At 58.3% G+C, this 20,913-nt stretch carries 17 protein-coding genes and 1 riboswitch; of the genes, 11 read left to right on the top strand and 6 right to left on the bottom strand.

The features are described 5' to 3' along the window. Positions 1 to 11 precede the first annotated feature (11 nt). Together ML540_RS16455 and ML540_RS16450 are read right to left on the bottom strand one after the other, a co-directional pair. On the bottom strand, positions 12 to 3,713 hold the full coding sequence (locus ML540_RS16455; RefSeq protein WP_243363893.1) for a nitrate reductase subunit alpha: 3,702 nt from the start codon (positions 3,711 to 3,713) through the stop codon (positions 12 to 14). Positions 3,714 to 4,534: 821 nt separating this feature from the next. Beyond that, on the bottom strand, positions 4,535 to 5,566 hold the full coding sequence (locus tag ML540_RS16450; RefSeq protein WP_243363891.1) for a YncE family protein: 1,032 nt from the start codon (positions 5,564 to 5,566) through the stop codon (positions 4,535 to 4,537). A gap of 204 nt (positions 5,567 to 5,770) precedes the next feature. On the opposite strand from ML540_RS16450, the gene ML540_RS16445 reads away from it, so the two are divergent. The 6 genes from ML540_RS16445 (at position 5,771) to ML540_RS16420 (ending at position 10,689) form a co-directional block, all read left to right on the top strand. Further along, positions 5,771 to 6,634 (top strand): DUF1259 domain-containing protein, encoded by an 864-nt coding sequence (locus ML540_RS16445; RefSeq protein ID WP_243363889.1) that lies wholly within the window; start codon positions 5,771 to 5,773, stop codon positions 6,632 to 6,634. A gap of 13 nt (positions 6,635 to 6,647) precedes the next feature. Further along, positions 6,648 to 7,802 (top strand): chromate efflux transporter, encoded by a 1,155-nt coding sequence (gene chrA / locus ML540_RS16440; RefSeq protein WP_243363886.1) that lies wholly within the window; start codon positions 6,648 to 6,650, stop codon positions 7,800 to 7,802. Positions 7,803 to 7,928: 126 nt separating this feature from the next. Continuing rightward, positions 7,929 to 9,188, top strand: a complete 1,260-nt coding sequence (locus ML540_RS16435) for a multiheme c-type cytochrome (RefSeq protein ID WP_243363884.1) — start codon at positions 7,929 to 7,931, stop codon at positions 9,186 to 9,188. Positions 9,189 to 9,207: 19 nt separating this feature from the next. Next, positions 9,208 to 9,522 carry a rhodanese-like domain-containing protein gene (locus ML540_RS16430; RefSeq protein WP_243363881.1) on the top strand — a complete coding sequence of 105 codons (315 nt, stop codon included), beginning with the start codon at positions 9,208 to 9,210 and terminating at the stop codon, positions 9,520 to 9,522. A 140-nt stretch (positions 9,523 to 9,662) separates the two neighbouring features. Next, positions 9,663 to 10,241, top strand: a complete 579-nt coding sequence (locus tag ML540_RS16425) for a ferritin-like domain-containing protein (protein ID WP_243363879.1) — start codon at positions 9,663 to 9,665, stop codon at positions 10,239 to 10,241. Positions 10,242 to 10,308: 67 nt separating this feature from the next. After that, the gene (locus ML540_RS16420; protein ID WP_243363877.1) at positions 10,309 to 10,689 is read left to right on the top strand and encodes a c-type cytochrome; all 381 of its coding nucleotides are present in this window, start codon (positions 10,309 to 10,311) and stop codon (positions 10,687 to 10,689) included. 182 nt (positions 10,690 to 10,871) lie between these two features. On the opposite strand, the gene ML540_RS16415 is transcribed toward ML540_RS16420, so the two are convergent. After that, positions 10,872 to 11,618, bottom strand: a complete 747-nt coding sequence (locus ML540_RS16415) for a DUF547 domain-containing protein (protein WP_243363875.1) — start codon at positions 11,616 to 11,618, stop codon at positions 10,872 to 10,874. A 133-nt stretch (positions 11,619 to 11,751) separates the two neighbouring features. Further along, positions 11,752 to 12,270 (bottom strand): sigma-E factor regulatory protein RseB domain-containing protein, encoded by a 519-nt coding sequence (locus ML540_RS16410; RefSeq protein WP_243363872.1) that lies wholly within the window; start codon positions 12,268 to 12,270, stop codon positions 11,752 to 11,754. 796 nt (positions 12,271 to 13,066) lie between these two features. On the opposite strand from ML540_RS16410, the gene ML540_RS16405 reads away from it, so the two are divergent. Further along, complete coding sequence (locus ML540_RS16405) at positions 13,067 to 13,843, top strand: hypothetical protein (RefSeq protein ID WP_243363870.1); 777 nt, start codon at positions 13,067 to 13,069, stop codon at positions 13,841 to 13,843. A gap of 75 nt (positions 13,844 to 13,918) precedes the next feature. Further along, a riboswitch (yybP-ykoY riboswitch) is annotated at positions 13,919 to 14,125 on the top strand. A 2-nt stretch (positions 14,126 to 14,127) separates the two neighbouring features. Then, positions 14,128 to 15,126, top strand: coding sequence for a sodium:calcium antiporter (locus ML540_RS16400; protein ID WP_243363868.1), 999 nt, complete (start codon positions 14,128 to 14,130; stop codon positions 15,124 to 15,126). An 805-nt stretch (positions 15,127 to 15,931) separates the two neighbouring features. Here ML540_RS16400 and ML540_RS16395 read toward each other — a convergent pair. Next, the gene (locus ML540_RS16395) at positions 15,932 to 17,194 is read right to left on the bottom strand and encodes a Y-family DNA polymerase (protein ID WP_243363859.1); all 1,263 of its coding nucleotides are present in this window, start codon (positions 17,192 to 17,194) and stop codon (positions 15,932 to 15,934) included. A 4-nt stretch (positions 17,195 to 17,198) separates the two neighbouring features. Next, positions 17,199 to 17,642 carry a LexA family protein gene (locus ML540_RS16390; protein WP_243363856.1) on the bottom strand — a complete coding sequence of 148 codons (444 nt, stop codon included), beginning with the start codon at positions 17,640 to 17,642 and terminating at the stop codon, positions 17,199 to 17,201. A gap of 154 nt (positions 17,643 to 17,796) precedes the next feature. Between ML540_RS16390 and ML540_RS16385 the strand changes: the two genes are divergently transcribed. The 3 genes from ML540_RS16385 to ML540_RS16375 all read left to right on the top strand — a co-directional run bounded on the left by ML540_RS16385 (position 17,797) and on the right by ML540_RS16375 (position 20,912). Next, the gene (locus tag ML540_RS16385; protein ID WP_243363854.1) at positions 17,797 to 18,474 is read left to right on the top strand and encodes an SOS response-associated peptidase; all 678 of its coding nucleotides are present in this window, start codon (positions 17,797 to 17,799) and stop codon (positions 18,472 to 18,474) included. Between the two features lie 1,528 nt (positions 18,475 to 20,002). Continuing rightward, the gene (locus tag ML540_RS16380) at positions 20,003 to 20,566 is read left to right on the top strand and encodes a hypothetical protein (RefSeq protein WP_243363851.1); all 564 of its coding nucleotides are present in this window, start codon (positions 20,003 to 20,005) and stop codon (positions 20,564 to 20,566) included. Positions 20,567 to 20,681: 115 nt separating this feature from the next. After that, a complete protein-coding gene (locus ML540_RS16375) occupies positions 20,682 to 20,912 on the top strand; it encodes a helix-turn-helix transcriptional regulator (RefSeq protein ID WP_243363849.1) in 231 nt (76 codons plus the stop codon). The last annotated feature ends 1 nt before the right edge of the window (position 20,913 follow it).

Genomic DNA, 20,913 nt, shown 5'->3' with positions numbered 1-20,913 from the left:
CTATCTGGGCTTTAATCTTCATCGAAATGCACCTCCCCCGCCTTTCTCACCAACACCATTTCGTCGCGTTGGGCACCGGTTGGTCCGTAGTAGTTGAATCCGTAACTCAGCTGTGCGTACCCGCCGATCATCTGGGTGGGCTTCATATGAATGCGAGTCACGCTGTTGTGCGTGCCGCCGCGTTTGCCTGACACGTTGGAAAAGGGAGTCTGCAGGAAACGCTCCTTGGCATGGTACACGATCGCCTTGCCCCGTGGGATGCGGTGGCTGACCGCAGCCCGCCCCATGAAGACCCCGCTCGCGTTGTAGCACTCCACCCAGTCGTTGTCGGCTATGCTCGCCTGTGCCGCATCCTCGTTGTTGAGCCAGACAGCCTTGCCGCCGCGCGACATGGTGGTCATATGCATCGTGTCGGAATAGATGGAGTGTATGGACCACTTGCTGTGGGGCGTGAGATAATTGAGCACGAGCTCCCGCCCGGTGCGTGGGATGCGCTTGCCGGTCAAGGTGCCTAGGTTTTCCATGTCCAGGGGAGGCTTGTACACGGGCAGGCCCTCCCCAAGGGCAAGCATCCAGGCGTGGTCCACAAAGAAGTGCTGGCGTCCGGAAAGGGTTCGGAAGGGGATGAGCCGTTCGATGCTCTGGACGAAGGGCGAGTAGGTGCGCCCCCCGGTCTCGATGCCGCTCCAGACGGGGCTGGTCATGACCTTGCCGGGCCTCGCAGTGATGGCCTCGAAGGTGATGAAATGCCCCTGCTTCTCCTCGGAGAGGTCTGAGAGCGAAAGCCCGGTCTTTTTCTCCAAGGATTTCCAGGAACGCACCCCCACCGCGCCGTTGGTTTCCGGGGAGAGGGTCAGGATGACCTCGCAGGCGTCACGACCGGTGTCGATCCGGGGCAGGCCGTGGCTCACGCCCGCCTCGGCCACCGTGCCCAGACGCTCCTTGAGCTGGTCGTGCTCCTTGGCCGCGCTCCAGGCGAGGCCCTTGATCCTTATACCGGCCTCGCCCCTGATCTCAGGGCCGAGCGAGCCATACTTCTTGAGAATCGCCCCGTAGTCCCGCTCGACCACCTTGAACTTGGGCATGGTCTTGCCCGGGATGGCCTCGGTTTCCCCCTTGCGCCAGTCGCGCACCTGACCCATAGGCTGGGCGAGTTCGTCCGGGGTGTCGTGGACTAGCGGTGAGGCCACCAGGTCCTTGCGGACACCCAGATGCTTCTCGGCCATGGGGGTGAAGGCCTCGGCTATGGCCTTGAACTGGTCCCAGTTGGTCCGGGCCTCCCAGGGGGGGTCCATCGCCGGAGTGAAGGGGTGCACGAAGGGGTGCATGTCCGTGGAGGACAGATCGTGCATCTCATACCAGTGGGAGGCAGGCAGGATCACGTCCGAATACAGCGTGCTGGTGTTCATGCGGATTTCCGAGGTGACCAGCAGGTCGAGCTTCCCGTCGGGATCCGCGGGGTAACAAGGGAATTCGCACGGCCGGACCTCGGACTCGTCCTGGAGCACGGCGTTGTCCGCGCCCAGGAGGTGTTTCAGGAAGTATTCGTGCCCCTTGCCGCTCGAACCGAGCACGTTGCCCCGCCAGAAGAAAAGCACGCGCGGATGGTTGTCCGGATTGCCAGGATTTTCAGCGGCCATGGTCAGGTCGCCCGAGCGCAATCGCTCGGCAACGCGGTCGACGATGGCTTGGTCCGTTGCCGCCCCATTCGCTTCGGCCTCTCGGCAGACCTCCAGCGGATTCTCGCCGAATTGCGGGTAGGACGGCAACCATCCGAGCCGGGCTGCCACAGCGTTGCAGTCGGCTGGATGAAGGGGGATCACCCCCTTGCCGTCCGGCGGGCACATCGACTGTGTGTTCATTGGGTCGTAGCGCCAGGCGTCCGTGGCGAAATAGAAGAAGGAGGTGCCGTTCTGGTGCCTGGGGGGGGTGCTCCAGTCCAGGCCGAAGGCCAGTGTGGCCCAACCGGCCAGGGGACGGACCTTCTCCTGCCCCACGTAGTGGGCCCAACCGCCACCGTTGACCCCCTCGCAACCGCAGAGCATGGCCAAACTGATGATGGTCCGATAGGTGGCGTCGTTGTTGAACCAGTGGTTGATCCCGGACCCCATGCAGATCAGGGATTTTCCGCCCGTTGCCTCCGCGTTGCGGGCGAAGTCCCGGGCCACCCGGATGACGTCCTGCCTGGGCACTCCGGTTATGCCTTCCTGCCAGGCCGGGGTACAGGCTTCGGGATCGTCGTAATCCTTGGCGGCCCGACCGCTTTTGCCCCGATCCAGGCCGAGGCTGGCCGCGAAAAGATCGAAGACAGTGGCCACCAGGAGTTCCTTGCCTTCAAAACGAAGCCCGAGGGCTGGGACCAGACCCGGGCGCATCGCCGGGCCCTCGATCCCGAAAATCGGGAAGGAAGCCTCAACCCAGTGTGCTTGTGGATTTCCGGCCAGGGTGAGGCATGGATCGATCTCCTGTCCGTCCTGGCAGTCACGCATCTCGAGGTTCCAGGCCCCTTCCTCGCCCCAGCGACAGCCGATGCTCCCCCGGGGCACCGCGGGTCCCTTGCGGCTACTGTCGAAGACCACGGTTTTCCACTCCGGATTGTTGCCAGAGCGCCCGATGTCCGAGGCTCGCAGAAACCGCCTTGCGCTGAGGTTTTCACTCTCCTTTTCCAACAGGACCAGGAAGGGCAGGTCCGTGAAGCGTCGAGCATAGTTCTGAAAGTAGGGGACCTGGCGATCCAGGTAGAATTCCTTGAGCACTACGTGGACCATGGCCATGGCCAGGGCGCCGTCGGTCCCGGCCCGAGCCGCCAACCAGTGGTCGGCGAACTTGGCGTATTCGGAGTAGTCCGGGGACACCGCCGCCACGCGGGCCCCCCTGTAGCGGGACTCCGTGAAGAAATGTACGTCCGGGGTGCGGGTCTGAGGCAGGTTGGAGCCCCAGACGAGGATGTACCCGGCGTTGTACCAGTCCGCGCTCTCGGGCACGTCGGTCTGGTCGCCCCAAATCTGGGGCGAGGCCGGGGGTAGGTCGCAATACCAATCGTAGAAGCTCAGCATGCTGGCCCCGATGAGTGACAGAAAGCGAGATCCTGAAGCGTAGCTCACCATGGACATGGCCGGTATTGGGGTGAAGCCGAAGATGCGGTCTGGACCACGGGTCTTGATGGTGTGCACCAGGGAGGCGGCCACCAGTTCGGCGGCTTCCTCCCAGGAGAAGCGCACCAGTCCTCCCTTTCCCCGGGCCTTCTTGTAGGGCCTCGACCTGTCGGGGTTGTCGGCGATGCTGGCCCAGGCCTCCACAGGGTCGGAATGATTGGCCTTGGCCTCGCGCCAGGCCGTGAGAAGCGCCGAGCGGACGTATGGGTACTTCACCCTGGAGGGGCTGTACACATACCAGGAGGCGGAGGTCCCGCGCGGGCAGCCTCGGGGTTCGTAATCGGGGAAATCCGGGTGGGGGGTGGGGTAATCGGTTCGTTGCGCCTCCCAGACGATCAACCCGTCCTTGACGAACACGTCGAAGGAGCAGGAGCCGGTGCAGTTCACTCCGTGGGTGGAACGCACCGTTTTGTCGTGCTGCCAGCGCCGCCGGTAGTAGTCTTCCCAGCAGCGCCGCCCTTGTTTGGTCTCGCTGAGGGTCACCCCCTGCCATATGTCGCGAACTTCATCGGCGCGCCGCCTGAGATAGCGCAACGAAAGATATTTTTCTTCGTTCATACGCTCCCCTTTCGAAGTGTGGACATCCCCCTAAAAACAGGTCGGGGGAGAGGGAAATCAGTCCAGGAAAACAAGGAACCATATTTCAGTATCTAGACAAGCGGAGATAGAGGGTCAATGCAAAATTGACGGGAATGAAGCGTGAGAGAGGGGAGTGGAGGGCGTTTTCGGGGCGATTCTCGAGTTTCAGTGCAAGTCGCTTTCAGCGCCGGGATGCCGTAGTCTGTTTTTTGGCCTACCTCGCGGGCTTGCTTTTGGGGGATGGTCGGGATTCCATGGATCAAAAAAGACGAAGCCGGACTCTCTCGAGCCCAGCTTCTCCGTATTCATCAGGGATTGTGGACTTCTTTGGACCACCCGGATGCAGATGGCTCGGTATTTGGCAAATAAACACCTGTGTTAGTTGAATTAAATAAATTTTATTTTCTTCAATGCCCCTAAAATCAAACGCTGCCGGTGTACCCTGCCCCAGTTAGGCCCCCTGCGCCCAAGGTAGGCGGGTGTAAGGCTATGCGCTGTAATTATGGAATAAAATGGAATAATTTACGACAATTTGCGTCGATTTTACGACGTTTCCCGGCACCCGTATCGTAACAGCTGTCGTAAAAGGGGCTCCTTTGGGCTTACCGGCGTGACTGGCGTGACAGAACTGTGGCCCCGCCCAATTCGTACTTGATTCATGAGCAATATCAGTAAATTATGTAAACACATTGGGCCATGAAATCCCATGAAGGGACACGTGTTTTACACACGATTTACACGTGCTCTTTGGCATCTCTGAGAACCTGTTCTGATCCTTTGCCCGCCCTCCAAAAACTAAGCTACTCCTTCTGAAACCACGGCCGCACCGCGTACACGCGTATCTCCGCCTGCTGGCTTCCGTGGCTTGGCACCGCCAGGAAAAGGCGCTTCCGCTTCGAGTCGAAAAATGAGGTGCGCGCCCCTTTGGCCGTTGCCAGATTCCTAACGAGAAAAAAATGGTCGCTGTCCTTTTGCGCAAAGGCTTGAAGAAAGCCTTCGCCGCAGGAGGTATAAAGACCCATCGTCTCGGCATCGAAGAAAAGATCGTCCACGTCTCCAGCAATCCCTATATCCCCGACGACTTTTCCGGACACCGTATCATAGATCAATACCTTGGCGGGGTTGCGACATCCGACAAAAAGGCGGTGGCCAGCTTCGTCAAGCGCCATGGTGAAATTGTCTTTCACATCCCCCAACCCCCATTTGGCGATTACTTTGCGCTGAATCCGGTCCACCACCTCCACCTGGCGGGCGGTGGGCACATTGACGAAAATTCTCGGGCCGTTTCGCTCCAATTGAAATGATTCCGGATGTCCCGAGAGTTGAATATCCCCTACCCAGCGAGGGGTGTTCGGATCGATTATTCCCAAGGCACCGTCCCCATGCCCGGCGTAGACTTTCCGCTCATCGGGGCCATAACGGATATTGTCCGCGTCGCTGGGGAACGAGATGGTGTTCGCAAGATTCCAGGAGCCCCCCTCAAAGACCTTGCACACACCGTTTCCGCCATTGGCGACAAATAGCTTATTGAATTCATCCACGAAGATGACGCCTTGCGGATCATTCAACTCCTTGATGCTATGGATGCGCGAGTCCAAGGTGAGGTCGACGACCTCAACCGTGTTGTTGCCCAGGGCGGCCACGAAGAGGAGCTTTCCTTGGCCGTCGAGGGCCATGTGGTCGATGCGCCCGGTCACGCCCGGCAGGGGAATCGTGTGCTCAAGCCGAAACACCTCTTGGGCATAGGCCTGATCGGCCAAGGCCAGACAGAATACGAACGCGGGAACGATCAATGCCGCGTTCCGAAACCTTGTCGAAATTGGCTGGAGCATGGCTCGCCCTCCATACCGGCATTTTTCCATGCTGGTAGATAGGGAATTGTTCAGACCCTGGTCAACCACGCCTCGTGATTTGATCGCCATCACTCCCACTTTTTCCTTCTCTTCCTAGGGGCCAGGGTGCATACGGTGGGCTATGCTGGGCCTCTCCTTTTGTCCTGGAGCTTAGGCCGACGATTCCGTATTGGAGGCAACACCATGAAAACGCTCTGTATTTCTATCATGATGCTTTTGGCCAGCGCCCTGGCTGCCTTCGGGCAATCAGGCCCCTGGGACGGCGTGGAATCGGCGCTGGGGAAAAAGGGCGCGGAGGCGGGGGGAGTATACAAGGTCGCCTTCCCCAGAACCGACCTCAAGGTCACCAAGGCGGGCATTCCCGTGGCCCCCGGGGTGGCCCTCACCTCCTGGATGGGTTTTGTCGGGAGCAAGGGCAAAGCCATGGTGATGGGCGATCTGGTGCTCCTGGAAACGGAAGTCCAACCGGCCATGGCCGCCCTCTTCTCCTCTGGCATCGATCTCACCGCCCTGCACAACCACCTTCTGGGGACCAGCCCCAACGTCCTCTACCTGCATTTCAGCGGCATGGGAGATCCTGCGAAGCTAGCCCAAGGACTACGCTCTGCCCTAGCCGCGACGGGCACCCCATCGGGCGAAGCCATGTTCGTTCCGGCCAGCGCGGCACCGGATTGGAGCGCTGTTGAGAAAACCCTGGGGACAACGGGTCAGAAGAGGGGCAACTTGGCCCAGTTCAGTTTCCCCCGCAAGGAACCCATCCAGGAGGGCGGAATGGTGATCCCTCCCGCCATGGGCATGGCTACCGCCATCAACATGGGGGTGGTCAACGGCAAGGCTGAAGCATCCGGCGACTTTGTGCTGGTGGCCGAAGAAGTGAACCCTGTGGCCAAGGCCTTGGTGAAAAACGGGATCGAGGTCACGGCTGTTCACAGTCATATGCTTCGGGAGACGCCTCGACTTTTCTTCATGCACTTCTGGGGAGTCGACGAGCCTGAGAAATTGGCCCAGGGCTTGAAAGCCGCCCTGGACGCGATGAACTCCAAGTAAGAGGCCAAAGCGCATGGCAGACACCCATCCACCGCAGCATGTCGGGTTGTGGGCGTTGGTGGCCTACTTCCTGCGACTGGGCGCACTGGGTTTCGGCGGCCCCATCGCCTTGGCCGGGTACATGCAAAGAGACTTGGAACCCCGGGGGTGGATAACCCACGAGGAATACCTTCAAGGCTTGGCCTTCTCCCAAATGATGCCCGGCCCCCTGGCAGCCCAGCTGGCCATGTGGATCGGCTACATCAGGCACGGGACGATTGGGGCCTCGCTCATCGGTCTGGTCTTCATCCTCCCGACCTATCTCATCGTCCTGGTCATTTCCGTTTTCTACGTGGCCTACCAGGGACTGCCGCTGGTGCAGGCTCTCTTTTACGGAATCGGCCCCGTGGTCATCGCCATCGTGCTCTTGTCCGCAATCCGGTTGGCCAAAACCACCGTGGGGAAGGCAAAGGCCATGTGGGTGGTGTTCGCCGTGATGGCCGGGATTACGGTATTCGCCCGCGCCGAGATCGCGGTGCTTTTTATCGTGGCGGGCATCATCGGAGTCATCCTGTACTCGCCTCCCTGGAAAAAACAGGACCACCAGGGGATGAGAACTTTCTTGTTTTCCTTGGGAGGTGCGCCTGCTCCAGCAGTGGCCATGCCCCTACTCCTGAGCCTAGGAGGATTCTTCGTGGTGGCCGGTGCTTTCACCTTCGGCAGCGGACTGGCCATCGTACCTTTCCTCCACCAGGGGGTAGTTCTGGATCATCACTGGCTCGACGAGCGCCAGTTCCTGGACGCGGTGGCCGTGGGCATAATCACCCCTGGTCCGGTGGTCATCACCGCCGCATTCGTGGGCTATCTCGTTGCAGGATTCTGGGGTTCCGCCATCGCCGCTGGCGGTGTTTTCCTCCCTGTGTACGTCTTCGTCCTGTTCATGAGCCGATACATCGTCCGCTACCGGGAGCACCCTATGCTGAAGGGGTTCGTGAAGGGGGCCACGGCAGCCGCATCTGGGGCCATAGCCGGGGCCACGGTCATATTGGCCCAAGGCTCCATCGTTGACGTACCTACTGCGATCATCGGCTTAGTGAGCGCGCTTGTTCTGTGGCGCTTCAAAGTACCCGAGCCTCTGCTCATAGCCGTGGCGGCTGTGGCGGGCGTGCTGCTCCATCGAGGTGTCTGATACTTTTCAATTAAGACATGGAAAATCTTAATGGGTCGTGCTAATCAATCGGCCCGAAGGGTTTTCCAGGCGGTGTTGATCGTAAGGCAGAAGATAGTGCGAACTTAAACCTCCAGGAGGCGGAACATGAGGAGGACTCTCAAACTTTTCATTCTTACCGGATGCTTGACCTTGCTCGCAGCAGGGGGGAGCCTCCTGGCCCAAAACGAACCTCCGAAACAGGCCGCCAAAGAGGCCAGCAAAAGTTTCCTCCAAGGCACGGCCACCTCCTCCGAGGAGTGTGGGGCCTGCCACCAGGCTATCTACCGCGAATATGCGACCGGTTTTGGCGGCGACATCAACTACAAGGAAATGGTCTACAAGACCAAGGGCGACAAGATCCTCACCATGCCCGCCGCCACCTCGGCCACTCCGACCGCGCATGCAGGGGCCAGAACCGACCCCTTCCCTGTCCACGCCCGGGACGTTGAGGCAGGCGGCAAGTCCTGCAACGTCTGCCATTTCCCAAAGGCCTTCAACCTGCCGGACATGGAAACTCTGGAGATCGGGAAGCCCGAGCCGAGACCCGTGGGCGAGGAGGCCGGGGGTGTGACCTGCGCCAGTTGCCACCTGACCCCGGAAGGCAAGATCAGAGCTCCTCATGATGTCAGCGCGACCGCTCCCCATGCCACGGTGGTCGAGCCACGCATCCACACCGCAGTCATGTGCGCCTACTGCCATGCCAAAGGAAAGCGCGTGCCTGGCATGCAGACGAACACCTTCTATGAATGGCGTGAGGACTTCCACAAGGCCCAGCTTGGAAGCCAACAATGTCAGGACTGCCACATGCCCAGGACGACGCGGAAAGTGGCCGAGGACTACGACGTGCCCGCGCGGCCCGTGTCCAGGCACTTATGGACCGGGGGCCACTCCGAGAAGCGGGTGGCGGGCGCTCTTAATGTGACCATCGTCCAGCCCTCGGCGGGCAAGACCGCTTTCGAATTCCACATCATCAACATCGGCACCGGCCATTCCGCCCCCTCCGGGTCCAATAGGCGTGGCATCTACCTCCAGGCCCAGGCCGTGGACAAGGCGGGCAAGGTCCTGGCCGAGAAGCAGTGGATGTTCGCCCCCTGGTATGCGGAACGGCCCGACGACAAGTCTTTCCTGGAAGCGGACAAGAGCCTCCCAGACGCCATTTCCGCCTCCCAGGCCGACGCCCAGGGTCCGCACGAAGCCCCGGTAAAAGCCGGTGAAGACCGGGTGCTTACCTGGGAGCCTGGGGTCAAGGGGAGCGAGTTCACAGTGAAGGCCAAGCTGGTGTATGATTTGAACCGCTACAACGACATCACCTTCACCGGCGACCAGACTATCTTCCAGACCGTGCAGATGATGTTCAAGAAGTAGTAACGCGAGGAGCCTCCCCATGGCCAATACGATCACAGCCAAAGAACTCAAGTGCAGGATCGAGTCCGGCGAGACGCTTATGATATACGACCTACGCAGGCAGGCTGATTTCGAGGCCGACCCCGAACTCCTGCCTGGCGCGGTCCGGATGGACCCGGCCAAGGCCGGAGAGTGGGCGGGAGGCCTGCCCGAAGATGGGCGGGCCGTGATCTACTGCGCCAGGGGAGGCTCCATAAGCAAATCCACGCAGGAAGCGCTTGCCGACCAGGGGCACGACGTACCCTACCTGGAAGGCGGCCATGCCGCCTGGATGAATCAGGGTAAAGGTAGCTAGTTTGAATCTTCCAACTGTAGAGAAATTACAATGCGATGCAGACATGGTTGTTGCAACAGGAGTAAATCTCGAGAAGCCGAGGGCCATCTTGGGTATCTAGCCCATTGTTGCGGATCAAACATTCATCAGGAGGACTCGCAATGGCAACCGACACCAATTCCCTAACTCGTCGCCAGATGTTAAGTGGTACCGTTCTTTCCTGTGCGGGCATCGCTGCCGGAGCCTTAGCCCCACCTGTTTTACTTGCCGGGACTGCCCAGGCCGCCGGTCCCTCCGGAGACGTGGGCATCCTCAATGTCGCCCTGGGACTCGAGCACGAGGGCATCGCTGCCTACCAGCTCGGCGCGGAAAGCAAGCTGCTCACGCCTGAGGTGTTGAAGACAGCCGTCAAGTTTCAGGATGACCACAAGGTACACCGGGACCTGTTGATCGATGCCATCAAGAAGTTGGGGGGAAAACCAGTGGAGGCCAAGAGCATGCCTGAGTATGCCAAGGCACTCAATGCTGCCTCCCTCAAAAGCCAGGAGGACGTGCTGAAGCTGGCCCTGCGCCTTGAACTCGGCGCTATCAACGCCTATTTGGGAGTCATCCCCAGTTTTGCCGACCGTGGACTTGCAAAAGTTTCTGGGAGGCTTTCCGCCGACGAAACCGTGCACTGGACCACGCTGGAATCGGTACTCGGCCTGCCCTTGCCAAAGGCCATGCAATTCGGCGCCTGACCCGCTTCATGGTAACAAACACACAGTGGGCGCCTCCGGGCGCCCACTGCCACCTCGGAGACGATCCATGACCCCTGCAAAAATGCTTCTGGCTTGCTTTGTGATCCTGACGTGCCTGGCGGCTTTCTCGGTCCAGGCCAAGCAGTCATCGGGCGACCCTAAGCATGGCAAGGAACTGTACGACAGCATCTGCACCGGGTGCCACTCCCTCGATGCCAATCGCGTGGGCCCGATGCACCGGGGCGTCTACGGTCGCAAGGCCGGAAGCGTCGCCGGTTACGATTATTCACCCGCTCTGAAGCATTCGGGCCTCACCTGGAACACGGCCACTCTGAACAAGTGGCTTGCTGGTCCGGAAAAGCTGGTTCCGGGACAGAAAATGAACATCCAGATGGACAGCCCCCTGGACCGCGCTGATGTCATCGCCTATCTGAAAAGCGCCCATTAGGCGCATTAGGTTTTGAAGAACTCCGCTGTGGCGACCACGCCATCAGGCTTTCATATGCGAGAGGCTGGCACAGCTTAGCTTAACGATACCGTCACGTGATGAGCACGTGATTCGACAGATTGAGAAGCGCTCGCCTTAAGGACCACACAACATCATATATTGTATCAACGTTGTTGCATATACTAATTTCCGTTAAGAGACCAATCGTATTTCAGGTAACCCAGCTGGACATCACCGCGTCCTGCTTCGAGGCGTGCCTTATACTCTGGCTTTAAATAACGAATGAAGAAAGATATCACACCTGACTTACCTCCGAAGTCTTCACCAAACCAATCAAATATTGAACTGACATACAGCGTTCTTCCTTCAATTCGATTCGACTTCATATCATTGACAAAGGCCCCAGTAACTTGATCAAGTTGACTTTCTAGCTTGTCACCCTCGAAAGGTATGGACATTAAGGGCGGGCAGCTCTTGGAAGCACAGTTGATCGCCATATGCACCCTTGGGTCTTTGAAACGAGGACGCAGGACATTGTGCTCAATATAGTTTAATGTGGTTGTTTTTCCATCGATTTTTACAAATTGGATTTTCCAAGGGTCTGAGAATATCCCGCCAATGTCCCGGATGGACTTGACCGGATAGTTCATCAGGACGAGCTTAAGGGTCCAAGCGTTGTACGCGTTAATGTAAAATGCTAATTGGTCATTCCTGGACATGGTGCCCGGAGATATTTGTTCCAAAGTAACCAGATATGCGTCCAAATCAGATTCCTTCCTTTTGAGGCCAGCATAATCGACTACGCCATCTTTTACATACGACCTGAGCAATGCAGCATATCCTTGGTTATCCACGGGGCCAGCCCAACACAAGCACAACACCATGCTTTGGATCAGGATCATGAAAAACACGACGCTCAGTGTCCGCATACCGTATCTCCTTGGCGCAAATCCTCACTGCCCGGACTCTGGCTCCAACCCGTTTGCCCTGTAGCTAAGCCTTGCCAAGCAAGCTTTGGGGACGCGTGGTTGAGGCACAGCCCCCCCCTTTTCACGAGGCCCACTAGGGCCGAAACAGACTGTCGTCCATCTGGACATCCAGCTCCAGGTCGTCCATGCGGAGGTCTTCGATCAAATTTCCGGACTCGCCGTAGGCCATGATCCGAAGAGGAAGCCAGTTCTTCTCGTCCAGGCTGATGAGCCAGCGGGTTGTCCCCGCCAGGGAAAAACCCTGACCAGACTCAACCTCGAGGATCGTGGTCCGCCTCCCTCCTATGTTTTCCTCGCCCAGGACCCGGGCTTGGCCATGCTCCATGAGGAGTCGTGCCCGCGTGATCATAACCCCGATGTCTGATTCATCCACCCGATGTCCCAATGGGCCTTTCACCAGGCTGGCTCCCGGCCCCAAGGTCAAGTTGAGCTCCCTCTCAGATGCGAAGGGGCGCAGGGTGACCGCTTTCTTGGCCGGGTCGTAGACAAGTACGGTCCCAGCATGGGGCTCCATGAATTCCATTCTGATCTTTCCGGGCTTCTTGTAGAAATAGCGGATCGTATCGACATTATCTCCATATGCGGTTCGCATCGTCACCCGATAGGAAGTCAACTTCGAAAATCTTTCCTGGGCGGATGCCAACAGGGCCTCGGGAGACGGGTTTTGCGGTTCGGCGGCCCAGAACCGTGATGCCCAGGGAAGGAGGGCCAGGCACAAGCACAGGGAGAACCGAAACCGTCCCAAGGCCGGACGGCACCGGTTCGTAGCAACTTCCGCTTCTTCCCGAGTTCCATGCAAGCGCGCGTAGGAGTGCCCCATCTGCCTTTGTTACCGTACGGACGAGGTCCGGGCAAGCCAGGGTCGGCAACAACTGGCCCTACACAAAGGGGCGACAGGTTGGTTCATATCGCGAATTGCGGATTGCGTGTGGAGTCCGGAGTTGACTTTTGACGCTTCCTAGGTGCTAGAATATGGTCAAATTCCACAGGTCTTTTGATCGGTGGAGTCAGAGCCATTTTCCGACGACGACTTGGAGGGACGGATGGGCGAAAAGAGGCGAGCCGCGTACCAGGGAGGACGCTACAGCTTCGATCGGTGGAGCCCACCTTGCTTCCCAAGACGGCCTTACTCAACGGGACCGCTACTTTCTCCGACAAAACCGTTCGGGGCCGGAGGGGAGTCTGGCAGAAGTGCGATTGCAGGGCTTGTTCTCCTGTTGCTCCTGCTGGTCATGCTATTTTCGGGATGCGCCGGTCGTTCCATATCCGTCGTGCAAGAAGAGCTAGTGGTGACTGCCGACGCCTCTTCCGAAACACCTGACTTGGCAATGATGGCACCTTCTTTCGTCCTCCAGGGGGCGCAGTCCCAGCACAACAGGATCGGGAGAGTGGAAGCCAAGAAGGATAAGAGCCGGGAGCATGTGTCCATAAACACTGAACTACCGGCCATCTACGCGGGCGTCCGCCCGTTCATCACCGACAAAGGCACATACACCAACCTCGTGTACCGGATACATTTCCCAAAGGTCCCCTTCAGCTTGGTTCCCTTTTACTTGGGTGCGGGGGACAATGTCGGAGTGCTGGTAATCCTGACCCTCGATGCCTGGAACCGCCCCATTCTGGTAACCACCGCCAACACCTGCGGCTGTTATGCGATCAGCATCCCCACTGAGTTTCTTCCACCTAGTTCCTATCCAGATGAGTGGCCCGCAGAGCGAGTTTCGTTCTTTGGGGAGCATCTGCCCAGTAGGCTCCCGTCGGTGGGAAGGGACGATAACATCCAGGTGGCCCTCAGAGCGGATGTCCACCGTGTGATGGATGTCCGCGTGGCGACCAAGCACACGCGTATCCTGGAGGCTGCGCAAAAAGCGGAGTTGCTCGAACTCGATTCCCTGAAAACTCTGCCGTCCGGCGAAGGAACCTTTACAAGCTTCTATTATGAACACTGGCCCCTGACCGGTTATGTAAAGGGAGCGATGAAACCGTGGGAAACGCTTTTTCTCAGCCTCCCCAGCATGGATCTGTTTATTGGCATGGACAAAGCCTACGACGACGCCCAGTTTCGTTGCAACAAATTTTATACCAGCCTGAAGCCATGGAATCGAAACTCCTCAGATTTGAATGACTTTCCAGCATATCTTCATTTCAACGGATGGAAATTATGATTATAACAGATCGACAACGAATACAGGACAGCTGAGACCACAGGTAGACGTTCACGGCAAAAATTGATAGCAATCGCACCCGTCATTGGGGAGTAGCCAACCTTAACAGATAGTTAAGGGGTCCACGTCAACAAACTTGAGGGAACTTGATCCTTCATGGCGTGGACAGCCTCTGCACCCTTGCAGAGATAGCCTGGCGAGACCACTGGCCTCAACGCGCACCCAGCCGGGCGAGCCGTGTTGTAGGTCCATTGGTTCTTCGCTTGCCCGGCTAGGCTGTTCTCATGCTCCAAACATTTGCTCTGTTTTTGCTATCCGCAGGCGCTATCTATTGGGCCTGCGAATACTTCGTTAACGGGATTGAATGGTGTGGCCGTCGTCTCAATCTGGGCGCAACGGCTGTTGGCTCGGTCCTCGCCGCCTTCGGCACTGCACTTCCTGAAAGCGCCGTAACGTTTATGGCCGTAGCCTTTGGGAACACGCCTGCCCAAAAAGATCTTGGTGTGGGTGCTGCAATGGGAGGCCCACTCGTCTTAGCAACACTAGCATATGCTGTTGTTGGCTTTTTCTTATTCCTCAATAAAAATTGCCTAGCCCGCAAAACATGTCACGTACAAGTGGATCATGTGCGGTTGAGTCATGACCAAGCGGCATTTCTTGTTGTATTTGCTGTAAAAGTTGCGCTTGGCCTAGTTGTCTTTGCAATTAAACCCTGGCTTGGCTTCCTTTTTCTGGCAGCCTATGCGGTTTATGTTTGGAATGAAATCAAAGCTGGCGACACGGCTCCCGAGGAGGAGACGCTTGAGCCTTTGAAAATTCTTCCCTCGGCGGAAGAACCTCATTTAGGGTGGGCCGTGCTTCAAGCCGTGTTGGCATTAGCTGCCATCAGTGTAGCTTCGCATATATTCGTCAATCAGCTTGAAACCATTGGAACAATTTTTCATTGGTCGCCGCATCTTGTTGCGTTGTTTCTTAGCCCTGTAGCAACCGAGCTTCCGGAAACAATGAATGCCGTGATTTGGGTACGCCAAGGTAAAGAGCGTTTAGCATTGGCAAACATATCAGGTGCGATGATGATTCAAGCCACCGTCCCGAGCGCACTAGGCATATTTTTCACACCATGGCACTTTGACGGTCCACTGCTGGCATCTGGTATCATTACTGCATTTGCGATCACTTTTCTCTGGTTGCTTTTCCGTCGCGGCACTGTAGATGGAAGACTGCTGGCCGCCATCAGCTCGCTATATGGTATCTTCGCCTTGTTTGTCATAGTATGTTTTTGAACGCTTCTTCCAAGGTATGATCTGCTAAGGCCACAGTGTAGCAATGCTCGCTAACTTTGGCATGAAGGTTAATGAGTGGAAAAATCCAACAGGCCATGCACCATTTCGACCGGTGGGTGAATCAAATTGCCATCGATGCCGACACAACCCCGCGCGAGCGGGCCAAGCATGCCGAGCGGGGCAAGCCTGTTCCATACGGCGGTTCACCAGTAAGTCCCAGGATTTCGCCTGATTGAATCGATGTAGGTATCTAATCGAAATTCAGCAGCATCTTGTCCAATTATACCTTCCGTTCAATCCTTGTGGCAGGCCCTCCACGATCTGGCCCCGGAATCCTTCAAGAAGATTTCCCCCTACGTCCGCCAGTTCCTCGATAGAATCCTGAACCGGACCTCCTACAGCCCCGAGTCTTACCAGTATTTCTCATGGGTTGAGAACCCAAATGTGATTTGGGTTGACCTTTCGCGGCTCGATTTTACCGAAGGCAGACCGATCCACAAGCTCAATCCGCGCATAACTGCCCTATCAGGGGACGTCTCCCAGAGCTTCGAGCCGCTCTGAGGTGGCCCTGCTAAGGAGCGGGGACCTCCCGCCCCCCGCAAACGCGAAGAACCCCTTCCGGCCAAGCCTGGAGGGGTTCTTCTTCCTGGGCGAGGGCTCCGCCCAAGCAAGGCATTGGCCTTCACGGGTTTTACTGTCCGGTGAGGGCTACCACGCCGAAATCAATCACCTTCAGCCTGTGGCTGGGAACCTCGCGCAGCCCCTTGTCGTCTAGCTCGCGCAGGGGTGGCAATAGATGCTTGCTTCAAATCGTTACGTACGGCAGATCCCCCCACACCGTCGTATACCTCGGCGACCGGAAATTCTGTCGCATGCTCCAGACCCGTTTGGTCCCGGTGGCCGCCACGAACAGAGTCTCCCGGCCCCATTTGGCGTTCACCCTGTCCAGCGCGTCCATGAGCTGCTTGCCCCGCTCTCCTGGGCTCGGCAGTAGGGAGAACTGGGCCGAGGCCTCCGATTCGATGCCCGAGAGCATTACCCCCACCTTCTTGTAGCGGAAACCCATCCGGAAGATGCGCTCCAGGATCTCGCGGCCGCGACAAACAATCTCCGGCGTGTGCGACGTGGGCGGGTTCAGGCCGCGGCTTTGGCTGGCCCAATACTGGGGCTCGCCTTCGATGAAGTTGTTGGTCTGGATGAACACCAGCACCGCGCCTGCCAGCCCCTTCTCGCCACGCAACTTCTCGGCGGCCCGGCTGGCGTGGCGCGTCATGGCCTCGCCCATCTCCTCCAAGGTGGTCACGGGCTTTCCAAAAGAACGCGAGGACACGATGGTCTGCTTGGGCTTGGGAGCCATCTCCATGGAGATGCATGGTATGCCGCGTAGCTCCAGCCAGGTATGCAGGCCCACCACGGTCATCTTCTTGAGCACCCACTCCCGCGATAGACGCGTGAAATCCTGGGCGGTCATGACTCCCATGGCCTTGAGCCGCTTGGAGTGGCGGTGGCCGATGCCCCAGACGTCCTCCACATCCAGCCCTGACAGGAGTTTTTCCCGGCCCTCAAGGGAGGACATGTCCAGCACACCACCAAGCTCGGGGCGCTTCTTGGCCAGCTTGTTGGCGGCCTTGGCCAGGGTCTTGGTGGGGCCTATGCCGATGGAGACCGGGATGCCCGTGCGCTTGCGCACGGTTTCCCGGATGCGCGCGGCGTAGCGCCCCGCTTCTTCCGGCATCCCGGCGATGTCCAGGAAGGCCTCGTCGATGGAATAGACCTCCATCCGGGGCGTGAACTCGGACAGTGTCGACATGACACGCGCGGACAGGTCGCCGTAGAGGGCGTAGTTGGAAGAGAACACGGCCACGTTGTGGCGCTTGAGCCTGGCCCGAGCCTGGAACTCCGGCTCGGCCATCTTGAAGCCCAGGGCCTTGGCCTCGGGGGACCTGGCGATGATGCAGCCGTCGTTGTTGGTCAGCACCACCACCGGGCGCCCTGCAAGGTGCGGGGCGAACACGCGCTCGCAAGAGCAATAGAAGTTGTTGCAGTCCACCAGGGCGTACACGGGCATGGCGCTAGGCCTTGTGGATGATGAATGTCACCACGCCCCAGATCTCGAAGTCGGAGTCCGGCAGGATCTCGACGGGCTTGAACGAGGGGTTTGCCGGTTCGAGGGAGACACGTCCGCTTTTGATGCGCAGGCGCTTGACCGTGAGCTCGCCTTCCAAGGCGGCGATGACGATTCGCCCGCTGGCCGGTTCCAGTGCCCGGTCCACCACCAGGATGTCCCCGGGCTGGATGTTAGCCCCAGCCATGGACTCGCCGGACGCGCGCACGAAGAAGGTGGCCGCCGGATGGCGAACCACATGCTCGTTCAGATCCAAGTGCTGGTCGATGTAGTCCTCGGATGGAGAAGGAAACCCGGCCGGGACCGTGGAAAGTAGCAAGGGCAGTTCCAGTGGCTCGCCAGGATCGAAGCCCAGCATCTCAATGCCCTTGGTATGAAGCTGTGCGTCCATGGCCTGCGGTCTAGCAAGCTGTCCTTGATCTTGGCAAGCTATAACTTACGATGTATCTTTTGACATGACAAATTGTCCTGCAATAACTATGTCTTCTCGAGTGATTTTCTCACAGCAACATGCTAGGGGGGGCTATTCCGACAGGAGGTGACGCATGTGCGGACGATTTGCCCTGGGCATACCGCGTAAGCGCCTGCTGGAGCGCTTCGAACTGGCAGAGGTGCCGCAGGCCCCGGCCCGCTACAACATCGCGCCCGGCCAGCTGGTGGAGTCGGTTGTCCAGACTCCCGAGCGCAGGGAGATGCGTCTGCTGAAGTGGGGGCTGATTCCCTCCTGGGCCAAGGATACGTCCATCGGCTACAAGATGATCAACGCCCGCGCGGAGACCGTGGCGGAGAAGCCGTCCTTCAAGGCCGCCATGCGGCGCAGGCGCTGCCTGATCCCGGCCCAGGGATTCTACGAATGGCACGAGGAGAACGGCCACCGCCAACCCTGGTTCATCACGTCACGCACCCCGGAGGACGTCCTGGCCCTGGCCGGGATCTGGGAGCACTACGAGAGCCCGGAGGGAGAGATCATCGAGAGCGTGGCCATCATCACCTGCCAGGCCAACGAACTGGTCTCGCCGCTGCACGACCGCATGCCCGTGATCGTCGCTCCGCAGGACGATGCCCGCTGGCTGGACCCCCAAAAGGGCGATCCCGCCCAGGTGGCGGACATCCTGGCCAGCCGCCCCTGGTCGGACATGTGGGCGTACCGAGTGAGCACCAGGGTGAATTCACCCAAGAATGAGGATGCAGGGCTGATTGAGCCGCTGAACAGCTTATCATAGGCCCACCCAACCTCCCGCAAGTGGGCTGTTCTGGCAAAGGCCGCCATGGACCACGGCGAGAGGGTGTATGAAAGTGCCTGGAAGTGGGATCACATGTATGGACATGGGCTACGCCGGGGATGAAATGTGCCCCCCTACTTTCCTGGTCAGGCAGCAAAGGCTGATAGGAGCAAACATAATGAAAAGACGCAGGATTCCGGTCTTAAATCTGTTGCAACTAAAGCGTTACAACTTCCCAAGCCCATGGAAGCGATCATCAGTCGAAAAATTCAGAAAGGAGCAAGAGCCCTTGCCAAAACGCGGTCCAATGCGTTGCGGGACCTATCTAGTGAAGGACTGGCCGGGAGAAATGGAACCTCCGCAGCCCGAAGAGAATACTGGAGGCTACCAAGAGCCCGACCACATACGGCATCTCAGGCTCGCATTGTCATGGGGCCTAGGTCGAACTATTGAGCGCGGAGATATCGTGGAAGTCCCCCTCGCCGAACTTAGTCGCTCGATTCCTCGTGACAACCGAAAATTATATCCAGAGGCAAAAGCCAAACCACCCCGCAGACCACGTCAGGCCCCTGCTGAACGTCACCGGGCAAAGTGCGGAAGCCGACCTCCGCGTCCAAACCTATCGTAAAACGAGACATCAAATGCCCGACGCCCCCCCTGGGGGCCGTCTTCATCGCTAGGAGAGATCCTGGCCCAGCTTGGGGTCTGTGAGCCCGGATGGATCCCCTTCCCCTTGCCATATTCCCGAAGCTTTGCGCTCCTAAGCCGATGGTTCGGATTTTTCCCCTCGCGACCCTCAGCGATGCACCTCTCTCTGCGCCCGGGGTGCGGAGAGATACGATTCAGGCCCTGTAAGGCCTGTCCATCCCGAAAGGGAAGTGCAGCAAGCGGTCTGGAAAGCAAACGGGTAAGCGGCCATACCCCCGCCGCCCCCCACGATTCGGACACCATCGCCTGGGAGCCCAACAAGAAGAGCACCCGGGAGTAGTTCGCCAAGCTCCTGTCCGACGCTCACCAACAGCTCATGGACGAGGCCGCCCCCGCGATCCGCGCAGCCGAGCGGATCACCCCCGAATCGAGCAGGCCATGCGCGAAGAGTTCTCCCTCAAGCGCGGTAGCGCCGGGCATTCGAGCTGCTTGCCGACATGAACACCCCCCCTTTGTCCCCTACAACCCGGCCGCGTACCAAACCTCATCTAGGTGATTCTATCCCCATGCCATGAGTTTCTGCACGTTGGCCCGTCGTCTTCAAGTTGGAGGCGAGTCATCTCGTCGTAGGCAACGCCACCACTCGAGCCTTCTTTCGCGGGGGGCAAGGACGGAGTCGTCGAAGCGTAGGTGCTCAAGGCCAGTGCCATGGCGAGGTTTCATAGGTTGAAAAAAGTAGTTTTGTGCAAATTTGCCTTCGGGGGCGTCAACCATGTAGATGGCCAGCTCAGTTCCCCCCCTAGGATAGGCCATCTGAAAAGTCGCGACCCTGGCGGCCTGGGCGGGGAATTCATTCAGGGGAAAGCCGAGGGGGCTTGTGATGGTTGACGATATTTTCATTTCGGGACTTGATTTGCATGAAAAAGTCGGGATGCCCGTCGTCATGATTGAAGATATTCTGAGGCGTGGATGCCCTTGTTATAATATTGAAAATTCGACGCCCGTGCCTTCAATTTCGGAAACTTTCTTCTTCAATGAACCCAAGAGAAGGCAATGGGGGGCCCCTCACGAAAGTTACGAAAGTGAAAAATTATTATATAGATTAAGCATGGTTAAGCTGCCTGTTCGCGACGTCATACAGCATTGCAAAGCTGCGTATGGCGACATCGAATCAAAGAAATACGTCGACAGGCTTAATGCTCGGAACAACGAGCACATACACGACCCCACTGACAAACCTTTAGACCGCCGCAAGGAGAACACGTACGTGAGGGTCATCGCGGCTTTACTGTGCCTTAACGGAGTGCCGAAACCCCTCAAAGGATCGGCGCTCCCAGGAAAGATAGAGCGTCAGACAGAGCGGTTGGGCGTACGAGTCTCAGAAGATGCCGCGCGTACCGCCCTCAAAGAAGCCTTCGAAATTATTGATATAAAACCTCATTAAAACCGTATACGGTTTTTTCTTTCCCGCATACGGCCCCGCCGTTTTCAATATCTTTAAATAGCTGATCTCCGAGGCGGTCCATGCCGGGCCGCCTCAAGCCAAAGGAGATCACTCCATGAATGTATACCCGCATATCCCGGAAACCCTTTTCCGGCTTTCCTCCATCATCGGCAACCCCAGCAAGGGCATCCCGGCCATCATCCCCGTGAGCAAGTCCACGTGGTGGGCCAAGGTTGCGTCTGGGGAGTTCCCGAAACCCGTTCGGATCGGCCGCTGCACGGCTTGGAAGGCGTCCGACATTACCGCTCTTGTTGACCGCTTGGCGTCCGCCGAGATGGGGAGGTAGG

It is taken from the genome of Fundidesulfovibrio terrae, from assembly GCF_022808915.1.
GTDB lineage: Bacteria > Desulfobacterota > Desulfovibrionia > Desulfovibrionales > Desulfovibrionaceae > Fundidesulfovibrio > Fundidesulfovibrio terrae.
The sequence above is the reverse complement of the archived record's forward strand: the minus strand, read 5'-3'. Positions and strand labels throughout refer to the sequence as shown.